The organism is Draconibacterium halophilum (genome assembly GCF_010448835.1).
GTDB classification, from domain to species: Bacteria; Bacteroidota; Bacteroidia; order Bacteroidales; family Prolixibacteraceae; genus Draconibacterium; species Draconibacterium halophilum.
The window spans coordinates 4,727,662-4,749,650 of record NZ_CP048409.1 but is presented as its reverse complement, the minus strand read 5'-3'; the positions used below and the strand labels follow the sequence as shown (position 1 = coordinate 4,749,650).

General features: G+C 40.4%; 23 protein-coding genes and 1 tRNA gene. 11 read left to right on the top strand and 13 right to left on the bottom strand.

The features are described from left to right. Window positions 1-20 precede the first annotated feature (20 nt). From G0Q07_RS19420 to G0Q07_RS19410, 3 genes are read right to left on the bottom strand one after another with little or no spacing between them, the layout of a single operon-like run. On the bottom strand, window positions 21-383 hold the full coding sequence (locus G0Q07_RS19420; RefSeq protein ID WP_163348717.1) for a hypothetical protein: 363 nt from the start codon (window positions 381-383) through the stop codon (window positions 21-23). 13 nt (window positions 384-396) lie between these two features. Next, entirely contained in the window at window positions 397-903 is a 507-nt protein-coding gene (locus G0Q07_RS19415) for a hypothetical protein (RefSeq protein WP_163348716.1), read from the bottom strand. 5 nt (window positions 904-908) lie between these two features. Continuing rightward, a complete protein-coding gene (locus G0Q07_RS19410; RefSeq protein WP_163348715.1) occupies window positions 909-1,472 on the bottom strand; it encodes an RNA polymerase sigma factor in 564 nt (187 codons plus the stop codon). A gap of 165 nt (window positions 1,473-1,637) precedes the next feature. On the opposite strand from G0Q07_RS19410, the gene G0Q07_RS19405 reads away from it, so the two are divergent. Together G0Q07_RS19405 and G0Q07_RS19400 are read left to right on the top strand one after the other, a co-directional pair. Next, a tRNA-His gene (locus G0Q07_RS19405) sits at window positions 1,638-1,711 on the top strand. A 55-nt stretch (window positions 1,712-1,766) separates the two neighbouring features. Further along, window positions 1,767-2,333: a molybdenum cofactor guanylyltransferase gene (locus G0Q07_RS19400; protein WP_163348714.1), complete on the top strand. Its 567-nt coding sequence runs from the start codon at window positions 1,767-1,769 to the stop codon at window positions 2,331-2,333. On the opposite strand, the gene G0Q07_RS19395 is transcribed toward G0Q07_RS19400, so the two are convergent. The 3 genes from G0Q07_RS19395 to G0Q07_RS19385 form a co-directional block, all read right to left on the bottom strand. Then, window positions 2,319-3,008, bottom strand: coding sequence for a Crp/Fnr family transcriptional regulator (locus G0Q07_RS19395; protein WP_163348713.1), 690 nt, complete (start codon window positions 3,006-3,008; stop codon window positions 2,319-2,321). The two genes, G0Q07_RS19400 and G0Q07_RS19395, sit on opposite strands and share 15 nt — an antisense overlap. 147 nt (window positions 3,009-3,155) lie before the next feature. Further along, window positions 3,156-5,861, bottom strand: coding sequence for a cytochrome b family protein (locus tag G0Q07_RS19390; RefSeq protein ID WP_163348712.1), 2,706 nt, complete (start codon window positions 5,859-5,861; stop codon window positions 3,156-3,158). A 1-nt stretch (window position 5,862) separates the two neighbouring features. Beyond that, complete coding sequence (locus tag G0Q07_RS19385; RefSeq protein WP_163348711.1) at window positions 5,863-6,255, bottom strand: QcrA and Rieske domain-containing protein; 393 nt, start codon at window positions 6,253-6,255, stop codon at window positions 5,863-5,865. Window positions 6,256-6,849: 594 nt separating this feature from the next. On the opposite strand from G0Q07_RS19385, the gene G0Q07_RS19380 reads away from it, so the two are divergent. The 8 genes from G0Q07_RS19380 (at window position 6,850) to G0Q07_RS19345 (ending at window position 14,843) form a co-directional block, all read left to right on the top strand. Then, window positions 6,850-9,105: a molybdopterin-containing oxidoreductase family protein gene (locus G0Q07_RS19380; RefSeq protein WP_163348710.1), complete on the top strand. Its 2,256-nt coding sequence runs from the start codon at window positions 6,850-6,852 to the stop codon at window positions 9,103-9,105. Beyond that, a complete protein-coding gene (locus G0Q07_RS19375) occupies window positions 9,102-9,635 on the top strand; it encodes a 4Fe-4S dicluster domain-containing protein (protein WP_163348709.1) in 534 nt (177 codons plus the stop codon). Before G0Q07_RS19380 ends, G0Q07_RS19375 begins: the two co-directional genes overlap by 4 nt. An 18-nt stretch (window positions 9,636-9,653) precedes the next feature. Continuing rightward, window positions 9,654-10,595: an NrfD/PsrC family molybdoenzyme membrane anchor subunit gene (nrfD, locus tag G0Q07_RS19370; RefSeq protein WP_163348708.1), complete on the top strand. Its 942-nt coding sequence runs from the start codon at window positions 9,654-9,656 to the stop codon at window positions 10,593-10,595. A 21-nt stretch (window positions 10,596-10,616) separates the two neighbouring features. Then, window positions 10,617-11,153: a YeeE/YedE thiosulfate transporter family protein gene (locus G0Q07_RS19365; protein ID WP_163348707.1), complete on the top strand. Its 537-nt coding sequence runs from the start codon at window positions 10,617-10,619 to the stop codon at window positions 11,151-11,153. A 118-nt stretch (window positions 11,154-11,271) separates the two neighbouring features. Continuing rightward, on the top strand, window positions 11,272-11,874 hold the full coding sequence (locus G0Q07_RS19360) for a YeeE/YedE thiosulfate transporter family protein (protein ID WP_163348706.1): 603 nt from the start codon (window positions 11,272-11,274) through the stop codon (window positions 11,872-11,874). A gap of 5 nt (window positions 11,875-11,879) precedes the next feature. Then, window positions 11,880-12,491, top strand: coding sequence for a rhodanese-like domain-containing protein (locus G0Q07_RS19355; protein ID WP_163348705.1), 612 nt, complete (start codon window positions 11,880-11,882; stop codon window positions 12,489-12,491). 27 nt (window positions 12,492-12,518) lie between these two features. Beyond that, a complete protein-coding gene (locus tag G0Q07_RS19350) occupies window positions 12,519-13,157 on the top strand; it encodes a rhodanese-like domain-containing protein (RefSeq protein ID WP_163348704.1) in 639 nt (212 codons plus the stop codon). A 522-nt stretch (window positions 13,158-13,679) separates the two neighbouring features. Beyond that, a complete protein-coding gene (locus G0Q07_RS19345; RefSeq protein WP_163348703.1) occupies window positions 13,680-14,843 on the top strand; it encodes a sigma-54-dependent transcriptional regulator in 1,164 nt (387 codons plus the stop codon). 586 nt (window positions 14,844-15,429) lie between these two features. On the opposite strand, the gene G0Q07_RS19340 is transcribed toward G0Q07_RS19345, so the two are convergent. From G0Q07_RS19340 to rsfS, 6 genes are all read right to left on the bottom strand, one after another. Further along, window positions 15,430-16,176: a CDP-alcohol phosphatidyltransferase family protein gene (locus tag G0Q07_RS19340; RefSeq protein ID WP_163348702.1), complete on the bottom strand. Its 747-nt coding sequence runs from the start codon at window positions 16,174-16,176 to the stop codon at window positions 15,430-15,432. A gap of 13 nt (window positions 16,177-16,189) precedes the next feature. Continuing rightward, window positions 16,190-17,017 carry a phosphatidate cytidylyltransferase gene (locus tag G0Q07_RS19335; protein WP_163348701.1) on the bottom strand — a complete coding sequence of 276 codons (828 nt, stop codon included), beginning with the start codon at window positions 17,015-17,017 and terminating at the stop codon, window positions 16,190-16,192. Further along, window positions 17,010-17,201 (bottom strand): putative signal transducing protein, encoded by a 192-nt coding sequence (locus G0Q07_RS19330; protein ID WP_163348700.1) that lies wholly within the window; start codon window positions 17,199-17,201, stop codon window positions 17,010-17,012. Before G0Q07_RS19330 ends, G0Q07_RS19335 begins: the two co-directional genes overlap by 8 nt. A gap of 67 nt (window positions 17,202-17,268) precedes the next feature. Continuing rightward, window positions 17,269-17,880, bottom strand: coding sequence for a LutC/YkgG family protein (locus G0Q07_RS19325; RefSeq protein ID WP_163348699.1), 612 nt, complete (start codon window positions 17,878-17,880; stop codon window positions 17,269-17,271). Next, window positions 17,881-19,956, bottom strand: a complete 2,076-nt coding sequence (gene ftsH / locus G0Q07_RS19320; protein WP_163348698.1) for an ATP-dependent zinc metalloprotease FtsH — start codon at window positions 19,954-19,956, stop codon at window positions 17,881-17,883. Window positions 19,957-19,961: 5 nt separating this feature from the next. Further along, window positions 19,962-20,330, bottom strand: a complete 369-nt coding sequence (gene rsfS, locus G0Q07_RS19315; RefSeq protein ID WP_163348697.1) for a ribosome silencing factor — start codon at window positions 20,328-20,330, stop codon at window positions 19,962-19,964. A gap of 80 nt (window positions 20,331-20,410) precedes the next feature. Here rsfS and G0Q07_RS19310 point away from each other — a divergent pair, with 80 nt between their 5' ends. Then, a complete protein-coding gene (locus tag G0Q07_RS19310; RefSeq protein ID WP_163348696.1) occupies window positions 20,411-21,151 on the top strand; it encodes a biotin--[acetyl-CoA-carboxylase] ligase in 741 nt (246 codons plus the stop codon). Window positions 21,152-21,320: 169 nt separating this feature from the next. Here the strand turns inward: G0Q07_RS19310 and G0Q07_RS19305 are convergent, their stop codons facing one another. Further along, window positions 21,321-21,770: an SRPBCC family protein gene (locus G0Q07_RS19305; RefSeq protein ID WP_163348695.1), complete on the bottom strand. Its 450-nt coding sequence runs from the start codon at window positions 21,768-21,770 to the stop codon at window positions 21,321-21,323. Window positions 21,771-21,989: the final 219 nt, after the last annotated feature.

Sequence of the window (21,989 nt, the reverse complement as noted above, 5' to 3'; positions counted from 1 at the left end):
CTGAATGTTTCCGTCGGAGCTTAATAAAGTCTCTTTAAACCTTTTGATTTCCCTGCCCAGTGTACTTTTATTTTTTCAACTACTGTACGCATAATCAGGTAATGTTCGCTGTTGGTAATATCAAAATCAATTTCCTCTATGGATTCTTCCAGTTTCGATAGTTTCTTTTCTTCTACCCTGATATTGATCTGGAACTTCACCGAATCTTTGTCCCAGTTTTTAAAATCGATTTTACCGTATTTATTGGTAATTTCAATTTGTGTTTCCGGTGTAATGGCATACGATTTTCTAATTTCCTTGGTGTCGGTAAACTGGGCATTTACCATTAGCGGAACAAGAAAAACCAACAGCCCTGCAAATATTTTCCATTTTTTTCTTTTCATTTCTCCTCCTTATCTAACAATTAATCTGGTTCAACACATCGTCGCATAGTTGTAGCCGGTAGCGGTTGTTTTCAATCATTGCCTCAATAACACTTTTATTCGAAATATTTTCTTCCAAATCGTTTTTTAGTCGCTGATACATACCTTCCAATTCGTTTAGGTCAGTTTCAATTTCGTCCTTCAGTTCTGGAATGGTATAGTAACACTTTTGAATCTCTTTCATTTTCTTGTTAACCTGGTGTGAGTAAAACGCTTCGGCTTCAATAAGTTCTTTTAGCTCCGGATCAGCATTCTCTGCAAGTCTGGCCGGGCTGTTCAGGTTCGTTTGCCAAAGTACTATTCCTGTGGCAATTAGAATAACAGCCACTGCTGCAGCACGGATAAAATAGTGGCGCATCGAAACAACTTTTGTTTTTTTCGTGGCCGCGTCAATTTTGTCCCAAACCTCGGGCGATGGTGTTCTGAAATCAAACTCCTCGCGATTCGCTTTTATAAATTCTTCCATTCTATTCTTCTCCATATGGCTTATATTTTATCCATAGCATCTCCATGGGTTTGTTTTAATAGTTCAACAATTCGGCGTTTGGCACGCATAAACTGGGTTTTCGATGTCGATTCTTTAATTTCCAGTATTTGTGCGATTTCGCCATGATCGTAACCCTCAAGCAGATATAACGAAAAAACCATTCTTCCTCCTTCGGGCAAGTGTTCTATTGCCTGTGTAATATTTGCTACTGTAAATTCCGGTTCGTAATCGTTGTTTTCCGGTTCGCTGTCGTAGTCGTAAATCTCTTCGCAATAGGTGAGATCTACTTTTCGTTTGTTAATGGCATTAATGCATGTGTTTACGACAATGCGTTTAAGCCACGATCCGAAGTTCGATTCGTAACGGAACGATTCCAGTTTGGTAAATGCCTGTGTAAATGCTTCCTGCAACATGTCCTCGGCCTCCTCGCGGTTATTCATCATTCGGTAACAAATATTGAACATAGCTTTTGAGTACAGCTCATACAGCTTGTATCGTGCCCGGTTATCCCCTTTCTTACAGGCTTCGATAATTTTTTTATGTATGTGCTCTTTCTGTATCAACTGTTCATCTTTCAATTTTAATGACAAGAATATGCTTGCGAGGTTGCATAATGTACGGAATAAATTTTCCGACTAGCTATTACATTCAAAAATAGCACTCAAAAATTATATTTTTTGAGTTGTAGAAAGAATAAAATATTTATATTTGCACCCGCAAACAAAATGGTGGTTGTAGTTCAGTTGGTTAGAACGCCGGATTGTGGTTCCGGAGGTCGTGGGTTCAAATCCCATCATCCACCCTACAAAAGCTTCAGATTTTATCTGGAGCTTTTTTTATTTCCGTACTTTTAGCACATGCAAATCACCACAATAATTCTGGCCGGCGGGAAAAGTAAAAGAATGGGCACCGACAAAGCTTTGCTGGAGCTCGATGGACAAACTTTGCTCGAACGGGCAATTGAGCTTTGCAAACCTATTTCTTCAGAGTTGTTAATTAGTTCAAATCATCAGTCACACACAACTTTTGGCTACCCTGTTATTGAAGACGAGATAAAAAACTGCGGCCCGATGGGCGGTATATCTTCCGGATTAAAACAATCAAAATCCGATTGGAACCTGGTTTTAAGTGTCGATGCTGCCTTTGTTGATAGTAACTTTCTGAAATTTCTTCTGGCCAACACCGGCGATTTTGATGCTGTTATCCCGTTTACCGAAAAAGGTGCGGAGCCTCTGATAGCATTGTACAACAAAAGCATTTTACCCGCAATGGGAAACAGGCTGCAATCTGATGATTACAGAATGCAAAATCTGTTGAAAGAGTCGAAAACAAACTGGCTGGATGCCGGGGAATTGCAAGTGGAGAATAAACGTCTGTTTACTAACCTGAACCGCCCGGAGGATTTACAATCATCCAAATTCTGAAATACTTTTCAGACGTTTTTTATCGACAATCAGAATGTCTTTTCCAACTATTTTGATGATTTCATCTTTACGAAATTCGGATAAAGTTCGGATTACATTTTCAGTGGTCATTCCAATATATTCGGCAATTTCGCGCCTGGATATCGGCAGTTCAAACTCATCATTTTTATAAATGTAGTCGGAAAAATAGAGCAAAACGTGTGCAATACGTCCCTTAAGGTGCTTCCGTTTTATCTCCAGATTGTCGTGAATAATATTATCGGTTATTTCGCTAATATGTGCCATTATATCCATTACAAACAATGCATTTTCCTGAGCGAAATTTTTCACAACACTTAATTGTAGAATACATACCGTTGTTTCCTCAATTGCTGTAACAGAATACTTGTATTGGCTTGAAGAAAATACAGAAAGGAGACTCACAAAATCAAATGGTTTTGAAAAGCTTATAATCTGATCTTTGCCGTTTATAGCTGTTTTTGAAAGCTTTACAAGGCCTTCTTTCATATATAAGAATTCAGTAATTAGGTCGCCTTCCTGAATAATTGATTCTCCTTTTGAATATTGTTTTTCAACTTTCAGGTCGCAGATATTCAGGAGTTCATCGGTTTTTATGTTAGAAAAAAAGATATCCTTAAGCTGACAGTCTTGGCAGTTACAAGTAGTGTTCCCCATAATCCCGGATTTTCACCTTTAATGATTGTGCAATGTACCAAATTCTTGTGATATATATCATAAAATGGATTTCGTTAATGGTATGTAGAGTAATTTCTATGAGATAGAGAATTATATGATTGGTTTATGAACTTCCTGTGGATTCTTTTATTCCCATTCAGGAAGAACACAGACCGAACTTCGTTTTTGTAACTGTCCCTCAAAATCAGTAAGTGTGGTTTTCATAATAGCCGAGTTGTCATCGTGGCAGGTAAGGCAGGCGCCAACCGTTAAGATTTGTTGTTGCTGCTCAATACTTAGCGGAGAAACATTGGAACGTGTAGCCACTTTGCCAGTTCTTGTTTGTAGGAAATCAATCCAGGCATCAGCCGGAAGACCGTCATATACATCTCGCTGGTAAAGTGGAGAGAAAGTCCATTTGCCTTTCCCTTGAGTAATCTCATAGATCAATTTTCCGTCGCCGTAACCTAGTGCCAGCGAGCTGTTATGGCAGGTTTTGCAATCCCGCCCTTCTTTGGTTGTGGTGTGCGGAGCAACGGGTGCATACAAACGATGAAAAATAGTTGAGTTATCAGTATCATTGGTGTACGTGCTTTTGTCGATAGTTAAAATCATGCCCGGTGCAACGGGAATTACCTCCGATTTATCGCCATCTGTTCTTATTCCAAGCGACGGCAGTTTGGCTTCATAATCGCCAAAATATTCTACCCAGCCTCCGGTTTGCTCTTTGTTGGTTACCATATTGTATGAAGGTTCGCTGGCATCGTATTCGTTGTGGCAACCAATACAGGTGGGCACCCACGAAGAGTGGCAGCTTGAACAAGCCAAATCGGAGTGAGCATCATTACGCGAACAAACCTCTGCCGGAGGCGTTAATGCCATTTTTACATTGCTGTTTTTGGTTTGTAAAAAGGCCGTGTCGTTTTCAACAAAAGTATTTACCAATGCGTGGTTGTGCTTGCCGGTTACCAAAAATTCTTTACCCGAAATATTGCCCAAACGTAAAGCCGCAATAATTGCCGATTCATTGTCAAGGTTTTCGGCTTTTATTGTTTTGGGTTGTCCGGTAAAATGGCAATCTGAGCATTGTACATCTGTCTGGTCTTCCTGGTGGGCATAAAGTGTTCCATCGCCCATTACTTCATACGAATGATGACAATCGATACATTCCATTCCCAGTTCGTGGTGCACATCTTGTTGTTTTTTCACAAATACACGTTCGCCTTCAATAAGTCGGTAGTTATTATCGTTGTCTGGCATTTGTTTGGTTTCAAGTGTGGTTTCGTGCCAGCCTTCGTAGTTGGTTGAAATCCTTCCGGAGCGGCTGTGGCAACCAAAACAATGATTATTACTAATGGCCAAACTCACCGACGGGTGTGCACTTACAATAGTATCTTTAACCATAGCAAGCGCAGCTTCTGCTTCAGGGCTGTAATTTAGGTGACAGGCCAGGCAACCTCCGCCACGACTGCTTTCATCTATCGGGCCATATTCGTTTTTTGGATTTCCTAGGTGGCAGCGTACACACAAATTCCGCAGATGCTCGTCGGCAGCCGAATTGCCGAGTTGATGGACGTTGGTCAATTCATCGGGGTTATCCTGCTCGTTAAAAACAAAACGATCAACACTTATCATTCCGCTTAAAGTCGCCATTAGTCCGGTCGGTACGCGCTCAACAATTTCAGGATGACACTGTGTGGTTCCGCATGATTGTGGTGCGGTTGACAAGTTCCCCGGAATGTGAATCATGTTACGATGCGACTGATTTTTACCTGTTGCAAAGGGATTTCCGCCATGACAGGAAACACAGCCAATGGCATCTGGCGAATGTGAATCAGTAAAACCATGCATTTCAGAATGGCAGGCCAGACAACTTTCTTTTCGTCCCTGAATAATAGGCGAGGCGATGGCTTCTCCCAACTCAAATTCGGGTGAGAGTTTTACTATTGGAGATTTAAAATTATTCAGTACTTCGTAACCGTAATTTTCCTGCCACGGATTTTTCCATTGCCAGCGCTCTCCTCTGAAAAACAAACCGATTACCGTTAAAACCAGGTAGAATGCCGTAAAAACCAATAAGCTTCTTTTACTGAGAAACATGGTTTTTCCTTTCGCCGAATTAACAAGGTAAAGTAAAACAAGTAGAATCAGAAAAATCAGTAATGACCACGCTGGATGGCTCAGCCAGTGCAATATTTCCTGAAAACCAACAAAGTACCACGGACCTTTTACTGCAGGATTCAAATTGTCGTGCAACGGTGCACTAAAAAGGTAGCTAAATGCTAAAACGCCAATGCCCGAAACAACAAAATCAAGAACAGGCGGCCAGTATTTTCTTCGGCTGTGCTCAATCATTATTACAGCAATAAAAACGGTAAAAGTGGCAATATGGTGTACATAAATTAACTGGTAACTTTCGGGGTGGCCGAGCAACGAAAAGGCCAGTGATTGGCCAATTAGCGGAATACGTTCAGCCAGGGTTTGCAAAATCTGGCGTGCTTGCTCACTATCTGAATCTCCTTTCAACAGAAACCCGGTAATCATGGCCAGGAAAATAATCAGCACCCCAATACTTAAACGAAAAGCCATTCCTTTTTTAAGGCCAATATTTTCTTTATAATGGAAATGATCATAAAGATGAATGAGGCTAAAAATGAGGAAAAACTGCGAGCTCCAGTAGTGGTAATTTCGAATGAGTGCTGCCCACGGATTGGTAACGATCATGGTGCTTACACTGAGGTAAGGCGACTCCACATTAAAAGGAACAGCAAGCAAAATGCCTGATAAAATAACCAGCCAGAACATAGCCACCCCCAATGTTCCAAATGTAGTTTTATCCTTTTTATTTGCCATTTTATCCTTTAATTATTATCGATTTTTCATCATCAGAAACAGAAGAATTGAGTACTGTAAGGTTTTTATAAGCCGGCCCTTTTATAACTTCTCCGTGCAAATCATACTCCGAACCATGGCAGGGACAAACCAGTTTTCCATTCTCCATTTTGTCAATTTTGCATCCCAGGTGGCTGCAGTGCGATGAAAAAACTGTTGTTTGATGATCTGAATTTACAATAATGAATTTATCGAAAAATTGCACTTCTTTGTTCTTGTTCAGCGGAACTGACGCCACTTCTGTTCCGGTAGTAACAATATGCCGGAGCGTTAATTTATTCCAAATGAATACAAAAAAAGAAATAAATCCAACCGCTGCTACTTTCAAAAAAACTCTTCGGTTTTTGATTTCCATCCGTAGTTACTTTGGCACAAATGTAGTAATTTGAGAAATCTCAATCCCTTCAAATTTTCTGTTTAATAAAACTTAAGAAAGTGTGTTAAGTCACAGACAACTATTAAATCAAACTTAATAGCTAAATGAATCAAAAAAACAACGATTTAGTAGATCTGCACATATGTTAAAGAACTTGTTTGTAAATCTGATTGTAGTCCGAATTATAATTAATTTTATTCCTCGTTACACTATAATATAATGCTTTAGAAGTAAGCGCTATAGGTTCTAATAAATATTGAATGGTACTTGGCTTATGTGCTTATTTTTAATGGTTTCAAATTAAGAGCATAAGCCATCAAAATGTAAAATCATTTTTATATTTGCGCGACATCTAAAAATATAGATACTTATATATGAATAACTGTAAAAAGATGCTAAACTCTTATTCTCCAGCTCTTTTTCAAGCTCAGAATTAAGGAATAGGTAAAGAGGAGAGTGCTTAGCATCCGGAGAAAAGAAATATAGAACGATCATGTAAGAAAGCTCTTTTCGTATACCAGTTTGAAGAAAGCGTGTTACATGAGTTACCAATAAAATAAACTATTTAGACGAATGAAGACAAGACGGGATTTTATCAAAATTTCAACTGCCGGAGCCGGAGCTGCAGCCATAAGCTTTAAAGCTTTTGGATCAAAAGGTTTTGGACTCTTCGAATCGAAAATCGAAGGTCCGGCAAGTGATGAGGATCTTACTCCGTATCCAACTTATTGCGAAGTTTGTTTCTGGAAATGTGCTGCATGGGCTTATGTCGACAAAAGCGGAACGATACGCAAGGTTATCGGCAATAAGAACGACCCGCACTGTAACGGGCGCTTGTGTCCGCGTGGTACCGGAGGCGTTGGTATGGTTTACGATGAGGACCGCTTAAAAACACCATTGATCAGAGATACACGTAAGGATGGATCGCAGTATTTCAGAGAAGCGACCTGGGATGAGGCACTAAATAAAGTTGCCGATAAAATGAAGGAAGTTAAGGAGAAATACGGTCCCGAGGCTTTTGGTTTATTTAATCACGGAACTCCTGGTGGACAGTTTCATCACTTGCTGAAGGCCTATGGCTCGGAAAGTAATGCCGAACCTGCATTTGCTAACTGTCGTGGGCCACGTTCATCGGCCTATTTTTCAACATTTGGAGCGTATGTAGGCTCGCCTGAAAATACCGATATCAGAGATACCAAGTGTTTGGTGTTAATTGGTTCGCACATTGGTGAAAACATGCACAATTCGCAAGTGCAGGAAATGTCAGATGCCATTGATAAAGGAGCTACAATAATAACTGTTGATCCACGATTTTCAACTGCAGCTGCACATTCCAATCATTGGCTGTCGATAAAACCGGCGACTGATATTGCCTTATTAATGGCATGGATTCACGTGTTGGTTTTCGAAGAACTTTACAATAAGGATTACGTTGAGCAATATACCTTTGGTCTGGATTATTTAAAAGATCATGTAAAAGATATGACCCCGGAATGGGCTTATGGTATTACAACTATTGAGCCTGAAGAAATAAGAAAGACTGCCCGTGCAATGGCTGGTGCAGCGCCTTCTGTTATTATTCACCCCGGACGCCATGTAGTATGGTATGGCGACGACACACAACGTGGGCGCGCCACTGCAATTTTAAATGCACTTCTGGGAGCCTGGGGAAAACGTGGTGGATTTTATTTTCCTGAAGGCGTTTCGGTTCCTGCATTTCCACATCCACATTTCCCTGAACCAAAATGGACTTGGAAAGACTGGAACGAAGGAAGATACCCACTGGCAACAATGGGAATTACTACCGAGGCATTAAAAGCATCTGTTCCACGTTACAATTATAAACATCAGTTAAAAGCCTGGTTAGTGGCCGGAACAAACCTGCCATTGTCGATGCCGGATAAACGATTATTTAAAGAAGCTGCAGATGCGGTTGAATTTATTGCGGTTATGGATACCATGCCTATGGACATTACTGGTTATGCTGATGTTGTATTGCCTGAGGCGACATACCTTGAACGCTACGATGCATTGCGTGCGTCGCCAAACCGCGAGCCAAATATTGCTTTGCGAATGCCAGCCATCGAACCAAAATACGATTCGAAACCGGGATGGTGGATTGCCAAGCAAATTGGAGAACGCCTGGGATTGCACGATTACTTTAACTACGACGATTATTCGGAAGTAATTGATTGGCAACTAAAACAGTTGGGCACTTCGTTGGAAGAAATGAAAAAGGTAGGTGTAAAAAAATACCCGCGTAAGAGTGGGCCGCTCTATTTGGGAGATGATGAAGATTTTGAATTCAATACTACAACAGGAAAAATTGAGCTGTATTCAGTTGATTTTGCAGATCATGGTTTTGATGCGATTCCAAAATATACTAAACATCCTGAACCCCAACCAAATTATTACCGATTGATTTATGGCCGTGCTCCAATGCACACTTTCAGCCGTACATCAAATAATCCTAACCTTTTTGATTTGATGAGCGAAAACAGTGTTTGGGTAAATCCAAAAGTTGCCGATTTGTGGGAGCTGGAAAACGGGCAGGAAGTCTGGTTGAAAAATCAGGACGGAGCCATCACATCATTCCCTGTAAAAGTAAGGGTTACAGAACGAATTCGTTGGGATTCGGTGTACATGGTACATGGATTTGGACATAGTAACAAAAAACTCTCAAGAGCCTTTGGAAAAGGAGCGAGTGATACTGAAATGGTAACCAATGTTATGGTAGACCCAATTATGGGCGGTACCGGAATGAGAGGAAACTTTATTACGTTTCTAACAGAAGATCCTGTTATGGAAGGAAAGGAGGTTAAAGCATGAGGTATGCAATGGCAATAGACACCAAAAAGTGTGTTGGGTGTGGCGACTGTGTAGTGGCCTGTCAAACAGAGAATAATGTACCGCACGGTTACTGCCGCGACTGGATTGTGGAACGCGTTGACGGAACGTATCCGAGTTTGAGTCTGGAATTACGTTCAGAGCGTTGTAATCACTGCGATAATTCTCCATGTGTGCGGTGTTGCCCAACCGGGGCAAGTCATATTGAAGAGGGTGGAATTGTTACGGTAACACACCATAAATGTATTGGTTGTGGTGCCTGTATTCAATCGTGTCCTTACGATGCGCGTTATTCGCACCCCGATGGATATGTTGATAAATGTACCTTCTGTTTACACCGCGTACAGAAAGGACAAAATACAGCTTGTGTTGACGTGTGTCCTACCAAGTGTTTGTATTTTGGCGATCTTGACGATCCGAACAGTGATGTTTCGCTGGCCATAAAAGACCGTGCCTGGAAAGTACTGGCACCCGAGGCCGGAACAAAACCACAATTATTTTTTCTTACCTAACACTTAAATTTGATAGAAATGAAAGAAGAATTATTTGTAAGCGGACGTAATATACCGAACATCGATCCATACCTAAATATATGGCACTGGCAAATTCCGCTCTACCTGTTTCTTGGAGGTTTAGCTGCCGGAATTTTATTTTTTGCCGGGTTTTATGTGGTGCGCGGGAAAGCAGATAAAATGCGTACAACCGTAAAAATTGCGCCGATAATTGCGCCTCTGGCTTTAGTAATTGGGTTGGGTGCTTTATTCTGGGATTTAAAACATAAACTGTTTTTCTGGCAACTATATACGACAATACGTCTTGATTCGCCAATGAGTTGGGGAGCCTGGACATTGATGGCGATTACACCTTTATCGTTTATTTGGGTGGCCAGTTATATGAAAGAACTGATTCCCGGATGGGACTGGAAGCTGGAGATCGTAAATAAAATGGAAGCATGGGTGATAAAACAGCGCGTTGCTTTTGCCTGGGTAATGATGATCCTGTCGATAATATTGGGTGTATATACCGGTATTTTATTGTCGGCATTTAATGCACGACCATTGTGGAACACCTCGATTTTAGGGCCACTGTTTTTGGTATCAGGATTTTCAACGGGACTGGCATCCATTATCTGGATGAGTAAAGATGAAAAGGAGCGGAAGAAATTAGGTCGTATCGATTTGATATTTATCATCATCGAGATCTTCCTGATAATTCACCTGTTTATGGGCTTTCGCGCCGGATCGGAAACAGCTATCGAAGCCGCGAACTTATTCCTTGGCGGACAATTTACAGTAAGTTTCTGGGTGTTTGTAATGGTAATTGGTTTGATTTTTCCGGCCTTATTCGAGACACTTGAGATTTGGGGAATGCACATACCAAAATGGTTACCTCCGGTAATGATTTTATTTGGTGGTTTTATGTTTCGCTTTATTATGGTAGAAGCCGGACAAATTACACGTTACCTCTATTAATCAATCTTTTAATAACAGAATATGATTTCAGATAAAACAAATATAGAAAAGCCAAAATACATAAATCCATATTTGGGAGGCGTATTGCTGGGCTTATTAATTCTTGCAACTATTTATATTACCGGACGTGGGTTAGGCGCCAGCGGAGCCATTAAAAGTGCGGTTGTAACCACTTCAAATACTGTTGCACCCAAAGCCACTGAGGCGAACCACTATATGGGGCAGTTTCTTAGCGACGATCATTCGCCCATGTACACCTGGTTGGTTTTCGAATCGTTGGGTGTTTTAATTGGCGGTCTTTTGTCGGGTATTATTTTCGGGCGTGTTAAGAAGTGGAGAACCGATCACGGCCCCAGAATTACAATCAAAAAACGTCTTATACTTGCCGTTATTGGTGGAGCATTGTTCGGATTGGGTAGTCAGTTTGGCCGCGGATGTACCAGTGGCGCAGCATTAAGTGGTACTGCCACTTTTGCCTTAGGTGGTGTAATTGTAATGTTTGCCATTTTTGGTACGGGGTACGCAGTGGCTTACTTTTTTAGAAAATTTTGGATCTAGTAGAAAGTTGACAGTTAACAGTCGCAGTTAGCAGTAATTTTTGAGAACTGAGACTGAGAACTGTGTATCAAAAAGATGAATTATAATTCAAATAATAGAATATTAAAAGAAATAAAATATGGGACCTTTAATTCCTAATGGTGTAATTGGCGGCGGATGGGATTTTGTTATCGCAATTTTACTTGGAGTCGCATTTGGATTTATTCTCGAAGCATCCGGTTTTTCTTCTTCAAGAAACCTGGCCGGCGTATTTTACGGCTATAACTTTGTTGTACTTCGTGTATTTTTTACTGCGTTAATCGTGGCAATGGTTGGTCTGTTATATTTCGATTATGTTGGCTGGCTCAATCTTTCACAAATATTTATTCTTCCAACATTTTTAACACCAATGATTGTTGGTGGTATAATAATGGGAGTAGGTTTTGTAATTGGTGGCTTTTGCCCGGGTACAAGTTTTACGGGTATTGCTATTGGTAAACTCGATGCCTTGTTCTTTACAATAGGACTTTATCTGGGTATATTTGGTTTCTCACTGGCATATCCATTATTCGAAAACTTCTTTACCAGTGGAGACCTTGGAAATGTAACGCTTATGGAAATTACCGGAATTCCGGCACCATATTTTGCCGTTGCATTTACCGTAGTGGCACTTGCTGCTTTCTGGGGAACAATGTTTATCGAGAAGCGTGTGCGTAAAAACATGAAGCAATATAAATTCTAATCGCTATGAACAGAAACTATATTTTTCTAACCATATTAATGCTTGTATTGGCTATCGGAACCTTGTTTTTAACAGGGAACGATGAACCAACACAAATTGCTCCTGAGGAGTTGCTTCAGGAAATTATTCAGCCTACACGATATATAACAACCGATCAGGTGGCTAAGATGATCATTCAGGGCGATCCGTCGTTGTTAATGGTTGATGTTCGTCCGGCAGCAGAATACGAAGAATTCGCTTTACCGGGATCATTAAACATTCCGCTCGAGCAGCTTTTAAACGATGGAAATCTGGCCTATTTTGGAGTGCCTGGAATTAGAGTGGTATTTATTTCTAACGACGATATCAGAGCCGATCAAACATGGGTGTTGACCAAACGATTGGGAATTGATGGAACGTATGTAATGAAAGGTGGCTTAAACTCCTGGATGCAAACCATAATTGATCCTTCGCAACCTAATGCTGATGCACCTTCTGTTGATCATCAACTTTATGCGTTTCGCAAAGGAGCGCAAATTTATTTCACCGGTGCCGAGTCGGCAGCTCCAGATGGCGAAAATGTGGAGGTGCAGGTGCGTCGGAGAGAAAAAACAAATGTTGCAGCTGGTGGTTGCTAATTTCTAACTTTTGAAAAAATAAATAGCATGCATATACATGAACTAAATCCGTGGAGAACAATCATCGCAGTTTCAATATTTGTTGGTATTCTCGTTATTGGCTTTTTAACCATGCCAAAACCGTTGTTTGAATACCAAAAAAGCATGGACGAAAGTGTTGAAGCTTTACTCGATGGTGAGGATTATTTCTACCCCTGGGAACTGGAAGATGTGATTGCCAATAAACCCGACAGTATCGTTTTGTTTGATATCCGCGATAATTTTGTTTTTGGTCAGGGACATATTCCCGGAGCCGAAAATTTGTCGGCAAATACGTTAGCCGATCCCGATAATATAGAACGATTAGAAGCCTTACGCGAAATGGGTGTAACTATTGTTTTATACGGCGAAAACGAACTGCAGGCCAACGGTCCGTGGATGTTTTTCCGCCAGGTAGGTTTTATCAACATCAAACTTTTGCTGGGTGGTTATGAATATTACAAAGCCAATGAGGCTGATTTGTATAATACGATTAACGACGATGCCTATTTTAGTGGTTTCCCAAGGTATAATTTCGCCGAAATGGCTGCTCCAAAAGACGGTTCGGAAATCAGTTCTGATCAGGATAACAAACCTGTGCAGGTACGCCGACGCGAAAAAACAAGCGTTGCCGCAGGAGGGTGTTAAAAAAACCATATTAATATACATTTCTGAAAGTCCCGGTGAGTTTTTCATCGGGATTTTTTTTGTTTATGCTGAAATGAAATGGCTCGCAGATTACGCTACATTTTGGTGATGGTCTCACTCCTAGTGAGGCTATCACTCGGGAAAGTTTGGAACGCTGACGACACTGATTCTTATGATTTACGCAGAAAAGAGATTGCTCGCAGATTACACTACTAGTTGGTGATGGTCTCACTCAAGGTGAGACTATCACTGGAGAAAGCGCAGAATGATTTTCGGGTGCAGCGGTTTATAACCGCTGATTATTGGCGCCTAAAAAGAGAGTCCGGGGCTGTATATGCTTAATGTACACAACCCCGGACTTAAGCTTCTCTCACTCCAGGTGAGGCTATCACTAGGTTGCTGTTTCTTTATCAGACCTTCAAGGTTTCGAAAACCTTGAAGGTCTTTAAATTTTTATTGGAATCATTTTTGTAAAGCGTTCTCCTATATTTATTGTTATATTCGAAATTAAAACAGAAACGCATGTCAAAGATCCTGGTTATAGACGACGAGAGAAGCATCAGAAATACACTCAAAGATATTCTTGAATACGAGAAATATGAAGTAGATCTGGCAGAAGATGGAACAAAAGGAATTGAGAAGATTCGTACGGCCGAATACGATATTGTACTTTGTGATATAAAAATGCCGGGACTGGATGGCATTGAAGTTTTGGAACGTTTAGTGGTTTTGGCTCCCGACACTCCGGTAGTAATGATTTCGGGACACGGAAATATTGATACCGCTGTTGATTCGATTAAAAAAGGTGCTTTCGATTATATCGAAAAACCACTTGATTTGAACCGTTTGCTAATTACCATCCGTAACGCAATGGACAAATCAACTTTGGTAACCGAAACAAAGATTCTGAAGAAAAAGGTTAATAAGAAATTTGAGATCATAGGAGAATCGAAGGCTATAACAGAAGTTATTCAAATGGCCGATCGTGTGGCTCCAACCGATGCACGTGTTTTAATTACCGGTGCCAATGGATCGGGGAAAGAATTGGTAGCACGCCGAATTCACGATCATAGCAACCGTGCATCTGGACCTTTTGTTGAGGTGAACTGCGCTGCAATTCCATCAGAGCTTATTGAAAGCGAATTGTTTGGTCATGAGAAAGGAGCTTTTACTTCGGCAGTGAAACAGCGTAAAGGAAAATTTGAACAAGCCAATGGCGGAACACTTTTTCTGGATGAAATTGGCGATATGAGTCTCTCGGCGCAAGCCAAAGTTCTGCGTGCGCTGCAGGAAAGTATAATTAGTCGTGTTGGCGGCGATAAACACATAAATGTTGATGTACGCGTGGTGGCAGCAACCAATAAAAACCTGGCCGATGAGATTGATCAGAATAAATTTAGAGAAGATTTGTACCACCGTTTAAGTGTAATTCTAATTCGTGTTCCTACGCTTAACGAACGCATTGAAGATGTTCCTTTATTGGCCAGTCATTTTATAAAGCAAATTTGTGGTGAGTATGGTATGCAGGAAAAATCTATCTCGGACAAGGCGATAAAAGAGCTGCAAAAAATAAACTGGACCGGAAATATCCGCGAGTTCAGAAATGTGATTGAACGTCTGATCATTCTTTGTGATAAAGAAATTACCGATGCTGATGTAATAAAATTTGCAGCACCTTTGAAGTAGTTCCTATTCAATTATTTAGATAAATTAAAAACAACTTTCCCCCTTTGTTGTTAAGTATGTAACAGGTGCAGTTATTAGCTGCATTTAAGCTATTAGTTAAAGATATCAGCCTCTGGTTTCGGAAGTCAATTTGTCATGGCGTATTATTAATCTTTCCCTCGGGAAAATATTTTCTTCCGTTTTCAGAGGCTTTTCTTTTGTATCACCTGGAAAAGTACATGGCGAAAAATTCTAACAGAAGCTCCTTTCTGTAACTTTCGTCTTAATGCCAGACGGGCAGTTCCTTTTTCACTCGATAAAAAGGAACCAAACCTGCCGGCCGGTAGGCGGGAATCTTGTCAAAAAAACCTTTGAGTTTTTTCAATGTAACCCAATGCCCCGATTGACGCCTGCCTGCCGGTAGGCAGGGATTTTTGACGAGCCCGCACAAAGTTTTCAGTCAATTAATACCCTTTTATTCTCAGGTGATTTTATCTGAATTATAGTTACAAGAATTTGTTTATACAGCATTCCATTGTTTACAACAATTCTACTGCTTTCTCAATATTTTAATCCATCAGTTTTTCAACGTGATCCTTTTCTTTTGCTAAAACTCCACCTTAAACAGGTAAAAAATTACATTCAGAATAATGTAGAGTAGAATAACCAGCGCCAGTCCGTAAACGTTAAAAACAATTAGTAGAACAGCCGATAATGCGAGAAAAAGGTAACGATACCAGTTTTCTTTTAAACGCAGGTTATTTACTTTTAGCGAGAACATTGGCAAGTTTATCACCATCATTCCCGACATGAAAATACCCAGAATAACCAGGTTTTTTGTAGAATACAGCAATTGAAAATTATCATGGTATTTCGGGAATTCGAGCATCAACCCGAGCGAAGCCCAAAATATTCCGCTTGATGGAATGGGCAGTCCTCTGAAAAAAGGTTCGTCGCTGGTAATTACATTGAATTTTGCCAGGCGAATAGCACCAAAAACCGGCACTAAAAATGCTGAGAAAAGAATAATCCACTGCCACCAATCGGCACTAATTTCGTGTATGGGTTGGTTTTTACCAAACAGCGAAAACTCGAGTAAGGTAAATAATATGGCTCCCGGAGCTACACCAAACGACACCAAATCGGATAAAGAATCGAGCTGCTTCCCGATTTCAGAATAGGCTTTTAAAGCGCGCGCGGCCAGTCCGTCGGCAAAGTCGAAAACGGCGGCTGCACAAATAAAAATTCCTGCCCAAATCAGGTGTCCGTCAATGGCAAAGATAGTTGCAATTACTCCTGATAAGAGGTTAAGAGTGGTAATAAAATTGGGTATTTGTTTAATTATGTTCTTCATTCGTCAATACGTTTTACACGTTTCCGGTAAAAATTAGCCAAATAAAAATTGCAGGAATAACAAAAAGCAAACTATCTAATCGGTCTAAAAAACCGCCGTGTCCGGGTAAAAAAGTTCCCGAGTCTTTCACGTCAATTTCGCGTTTTATCTTTGATTCAAATAAGTCGCCCAATGTTCCAAAAACAACAGTTAATATTGCAATTGCAATCCAACTAACCATACTTACCGCTTGGAACATTACGGAATTTACTATTCCCATAATCACTGCAAAAACAGCTCCTCCAATTAAACCTTCCCACGATTTTGCCGGCGAAATATTCTTACACATTTTGTGTTTGCCAAATTGTGTGCCTACCAGATAAGCTGCAGAATCGTTTATCCACAAAATAAAAAAGACGCCAACCAATATCCACGGATAAAAAGTATTTTGCCCATTTATCGTTGTGTTTACAACAAAATTCATCAGGCTGAACGGCAAGGCAATGTAGGCAAAACCGAGTGTGCTAAAACCGCCGTTTTCTAAGGTGTGTTTGTTGCTCCTAAAGATTTCAACAATAAGCAACACCACAACAATAGGTATAAATGTAAAACCAAACTGACGAGGCAGGTAGTTATTTGACAAGCCAAAGCAAATAAGGAAAAAGATAACGCCAAAAATACTTCCGATAATTCGCGAAGGATGATGGCCGGCCTTTTCTACCAGGGCATAAAATTCGTATTGGGTAATAAATAAAAGTGTTGCAAAAACCACTGCAAAAATTATAGGATGCAGCAGCGTTCCGCCAAGCATTACGGCAATGTAAATAATTCCTGTTAGAGAGCGTTTAATTATATTACTCACCTTTTAATTCTTTGATTAGGTTAATGGCCTCTTCACGTTTTTCTTCGGCAACATAAATTTTATACTCGCCAAAATTTTGGTATGCCGAATCGTGTTGGTTCATAACAACAATTTTTATTCCCGCACTTTCAAGTAAGTCTTTGGCCATTTCGGCTTTGTATTCGTGTGCTGTCATAAAAATCATTTCCCAACCTTTTTCCATGCCGCAAAGTTAACAAAATATGGTTTGCAAGAAGTTAAATAGTGTAAAGCTAATAAAGAAACACATGCAATTCGCGCGGTCCGTGGGCACCCATAACCAGTGTTTTTTCAATATCGGCAGTTCGGCTTGGTCCTGTTATTAACGTTATTTGCGATGGCAGCTGATCCGGATATTTCTCCTGAATCTTATTATAAGCGGTATGCAAATAATCAATCAACTGATCCTTTTTTGCGATAACAACATGTTGTGGCGGATAAACTGATAGTTGTCTCCCTCCCTGTAACGCTGCACTTACCATTACCGAACCGGTGTGTGCAATTAGAAATTCGCAGGAAGTGATTCCAAGTTCAATCGTGCCGGGACCGTCGTAGTTTTTATGTTCGATTCCGTTTCTGATAAGCAATTTTTGAAGCTCTGTTTCGGCACAAACTACTGCTGATGCAGGAATATCTTTTATAAGCGTTTTTAGTTGCTCTATGAGTTCTTGCTCCGAATGGCATAAATAAACACTCCCGTTTACAGCCTCCAGATTTGCTTTAAACGTTTTGTCTAAAGATTTCTCAATGGCGTGATAAACGGGAGCATCAAAATCAGGCATTTCCGGCTCGGGGTGAATGGCATTTTTTAGCCTGTTCAATATTTCTTCTCGAGCCGATGTCATCTATTCTTTTGTTGGTTCTTCCTCCGAATTTTCTTCAGCTTTTGTTTTTTCCTTTTCTTTCAGCTCAGCTTTTGGTTGAGTTTCGCCGTTGCCATTTTCCGAGATTACGTGTTTTTTGTCCCACGGGCGTTTGCCAAATATCTCTTCCAGGTCTTCACTAAAGATTACTTCTCGTTCAAGCAGCAGGTTAGCAAGTTTGGAATGTCCTTCTTTATTGTCCTGTAAAACTTGTTTAGCACGTTTGTATTGGCCATCGATCAGAATTTTTACTTCTTGATCAATGAGCTCGGCCGTTTTTTCACTGTATGGTTTGGTGAAAGAATAATCTGACTGACCTGTTGAATCGTAAAAGCTGATATTACCAACTTTCTCACTCATCCCGAAAATGCTCACCATTGCATAAGCCTGTTTGGTTACTTTTTCAAGGTCGTTTTGTGCTCCCGACGATATTTTTCCAAATGTAATTTCTTCTGCGGCACGTCCGCCCAATGCAGATGCCATTTCGTCGAGCAATTGATCTTTTGTAGTAATTGACCTTTCTTCAGGTAAATACCAGGCTGCCCCCAGCGCTTTTCCGCGCGGAACGATGGTTACTTTTACCAGCGGATGTGCATATTCCAGCAACCAGCTTATGGTTGCGTGGCCTGCTTCGTGGTAGGCAATCGTATTCTTTTCTTCCTGCGAAATAATTTTATTTTTCTTTTCCAAACCTCCAATAATCCGGTCAACAGCATCAAGGAAATCCTGTTTTACTATCGCATCTCTGTTTCTGCGAGCGGCAATTAGCGCCGATTCGTTACAAACGTTGGCAATATCGGCACCCGAGAATCCGGGAGTCTGTTTAGCCAGGAAATCAACTTTTACCTCCTCGCTTAATTTTAAAGGACGCAGATGAACGTTAAAAATTTCTCCACGCTCATTCAGGTCAGGTAGTTCCACATGAATTTGTCGATCGAATCGGCCGGCACGCATTAATGCACGGTCGAGAATGTCGGCACGGTTGGTTGCTGCCAAAATAATTACCCCGCTGTTGGTGTCAAAACCATCCATTTCGGTAAGTAGCTGGTTAAGCGTATTTTCGCGCTCATCGTTCGATCCCATATTCGGATTCTTACCTCGTGCACGTCCAATTGCATCAATCTCATCGATAAATACAATACACGGTGCTTTCTCTTTGGCTTGCTTAAACAGGTCGCGAACACGCGATGCTCCAACACCCACAAACATTTCAACAAAATCGGAACCCGACATGCTGAAAAACGGAACGTTTGCTTCGCCGGCCACTGCCTTTGCAAGAAGGGTTTTTCCCGTTCCCGGAGGGCCAACCAAGAGTGCGCCTTTTGGAATTTTACCTCCAAGTTTGGTATATTTTGACGGGCTTCTCAGGAATTCTACAATCTCTTCCACTTCCTGTTTGGCTTCTGCCAGTCCGGCAACATCCTTGAAATTTGTCGATACTTTTTGGTCTTTGTCAAATACTTTGGCTTGCGACTTTCCGACATTGAAGATGCCGCCTGCGCCACCTCCTCCGCCGCCACCACGGCTCATTCGGCGGAATATCCACCACCACAGTAAAATGATGAGTACAAATGGCCCGATGGACCAAATAATGTCGCGACCCCAATTCGTTTCATCTTCGTAAACAGGGAATACTTTGTCTTGCTGGTTTTCCTGTGCCACCGTAAGATTTTCAGCAAATTTCTCAATTGGTCCGGTATTCAACTTAAAATGAGGTCCCATATCGGACGGTTTCGAGAAGTTGCCTTCAAACTGCGATTCGTAATTTTTTATCCGGTTTTCTTTCAAATAAATCCGGGCAATTTTCTCATTGATTACTACAATACGTTTTACATCGCCGTTTTGCAACATTTGTTTTACTTCGGGCCACGAAGTGTCGACAGGGCCTTTGCTGTTGCTGATGTAGTACTGCACAATAAGAAAAACAACAGCTATAATTCCGTAGATCCAATAGGCATTGAATTTAGGCGGCTTGCCGTCGTTTTTTTTAGGATTGAATTTCCCAAAAGGGTTGTTCAGATTATTCTGATCTTTCTTGTTATTTTTATTGTCTGTCATGGTCTTTACTCTTCTTCTTCAATTTTAGTAATTTTTGCATCAGCCCAAAGTCCTTCAAGGTTATAGAACTGGCGTGCTTCTTGCTGGAAAACATGTACCATTACATCTCCATAGTCCAGTAAAATCCAAATTGCATTTCGGTAACCGTCGCGGTGCCAAACATCTTCGCCGGCAATTTCTTTTACCGTTTGTTCTACTGTGTGTGCAATTGAATCAACATGTGTTTTAGAGGTTCCGTGGCATATGATAAAATGTCCGCATTCCGTATGGTCGATGCTTTCAAGATCAACGTGTTTAATATCTTTCCCTTTTATTCGATGAATACCTTCAAGAATTGCTTCTATTAAAATCTTTGATTCTTCCGCTTTGTTCATAAAATTTTATTGTACCCTACAAAGATAATCTTTTTGTCCATTAACCATTTTTTAAGAGAATGGTTTACTTTTGATTTTATATGTTTTTAACTGACAAAAATATTATTGTATTAAACGAGCTCGATAGTACCAACAACTATGCCAAGCAACTGCTAAAGGAAAAGGCGGCTCAAGGCACTGTCGTTTTGGCACATTATCAGGAAAATGGCCGCGGGCAGGTTGGTAATTTTTGGGAAAGTGAACGAGGCAAAAATTTGCTTTTCAGTGTAATTTTATACCCCGGTTTTTTAGATGCAGGGAAACAGTTTTATATCTCAAAAATTGTTAGCCTGGCTTTGGCAAACACCTTAAAGCAGCATTTAGAAGATGTGAAAATTAAGTGGCCGAACGATATTTATGTGGGTGAAAAGAAAATAGCCGGCATTTTAATTGAAAATACGGTGAAAGGAATTGCGCTTGATTCTTCGATAGTTGGAGTTGGTGTGAATGTAAATCAGGAGCAATTTAAATCCGTGGCACCAAACCCGGTGTCGTTAAAACAGCTCTTGAAAAAAGAAATTGATATTCGCGATATTTTAAAAGCTTTTTTGCAGAAACTGGAAAATTATTTTGAGGTTTTACGAGAGGGGAAAGTTGAACAGGTTGATGCGGAATATTTTCAATTATTATTCAGAAATGAAGGCTTACACCGGTACCGAAAAGACGATAAAGAGTTTCGCGCCAGAATTGCAGGGATTGGCAGTTTTGGGCAGCTTGAGTTGGAAGAGCCGGATGGAAAGGTAACGGAATATATGTTTAAAGAGGTAGAGTTTGTTGTTTGAAGTGTGGTGAGTAAAGATTGATGAAAGTTGAATTGGATTGAAGACAGATTGATCTTAATCTATCTACACCCGGTTTCTTAAACACTTTGCCTATTGTATTTTGCCAATTGCCAACTCCTTCTAGAACCGAAAATCGTTAATATTCATTCTTCCTTTTTCTTTGGAACCGTTACTGATACGGTAGCTTTGAAAGCGTATCGGCCAATTGATTAATACCTTCTTCCAGTTTATTTCCGGCCATCATTTTAATCATCATACTCATTTCGGCATGCAGGGTAAGTCGCATTTTTGTTTTGTACTCGTCAACGGGCATCAACTGAATCCAGAAAGTAAAACTTAGCGGCAATCCTCCCGAACTTTCAACTTTTATCGTTTTAAAAGGCTCACGATTAATGATTTTAATCTTGGCAAGTCCTAGTCCGGTAATGTTGAATTTGCAGGAGTCACGATCCGACTCAAAATCGGTAATTTTAACTTGAGGAATCTTTTCCGTAATTTTTTCTATCAATCCTGAATTGAGGTAGCCGGAAAGGTTTTCAAAATTCGACAGGTAATTAAAAACAACCTGTTGGTTATGATCGATAACCTTTACTTCACTAATGTATTTATTGACTGCCATAGTAGTAATAACCTGAATTCGATTTTAAATATTAGCCTCAGAAAAACAGAAATGTGCAAGATTTGGATTGAAAATATTGCAAGAATAGCGAGCTATTTTAAAATATTTTTGGTTCAAAGATTGTGCATTTCTATATTTTCCTTCGGATTCTTCTAATTTTTGTATAAATCGGTTCATATTTTTTTGAATTATACCAATAGTCCTTCAAAAATCTGAATC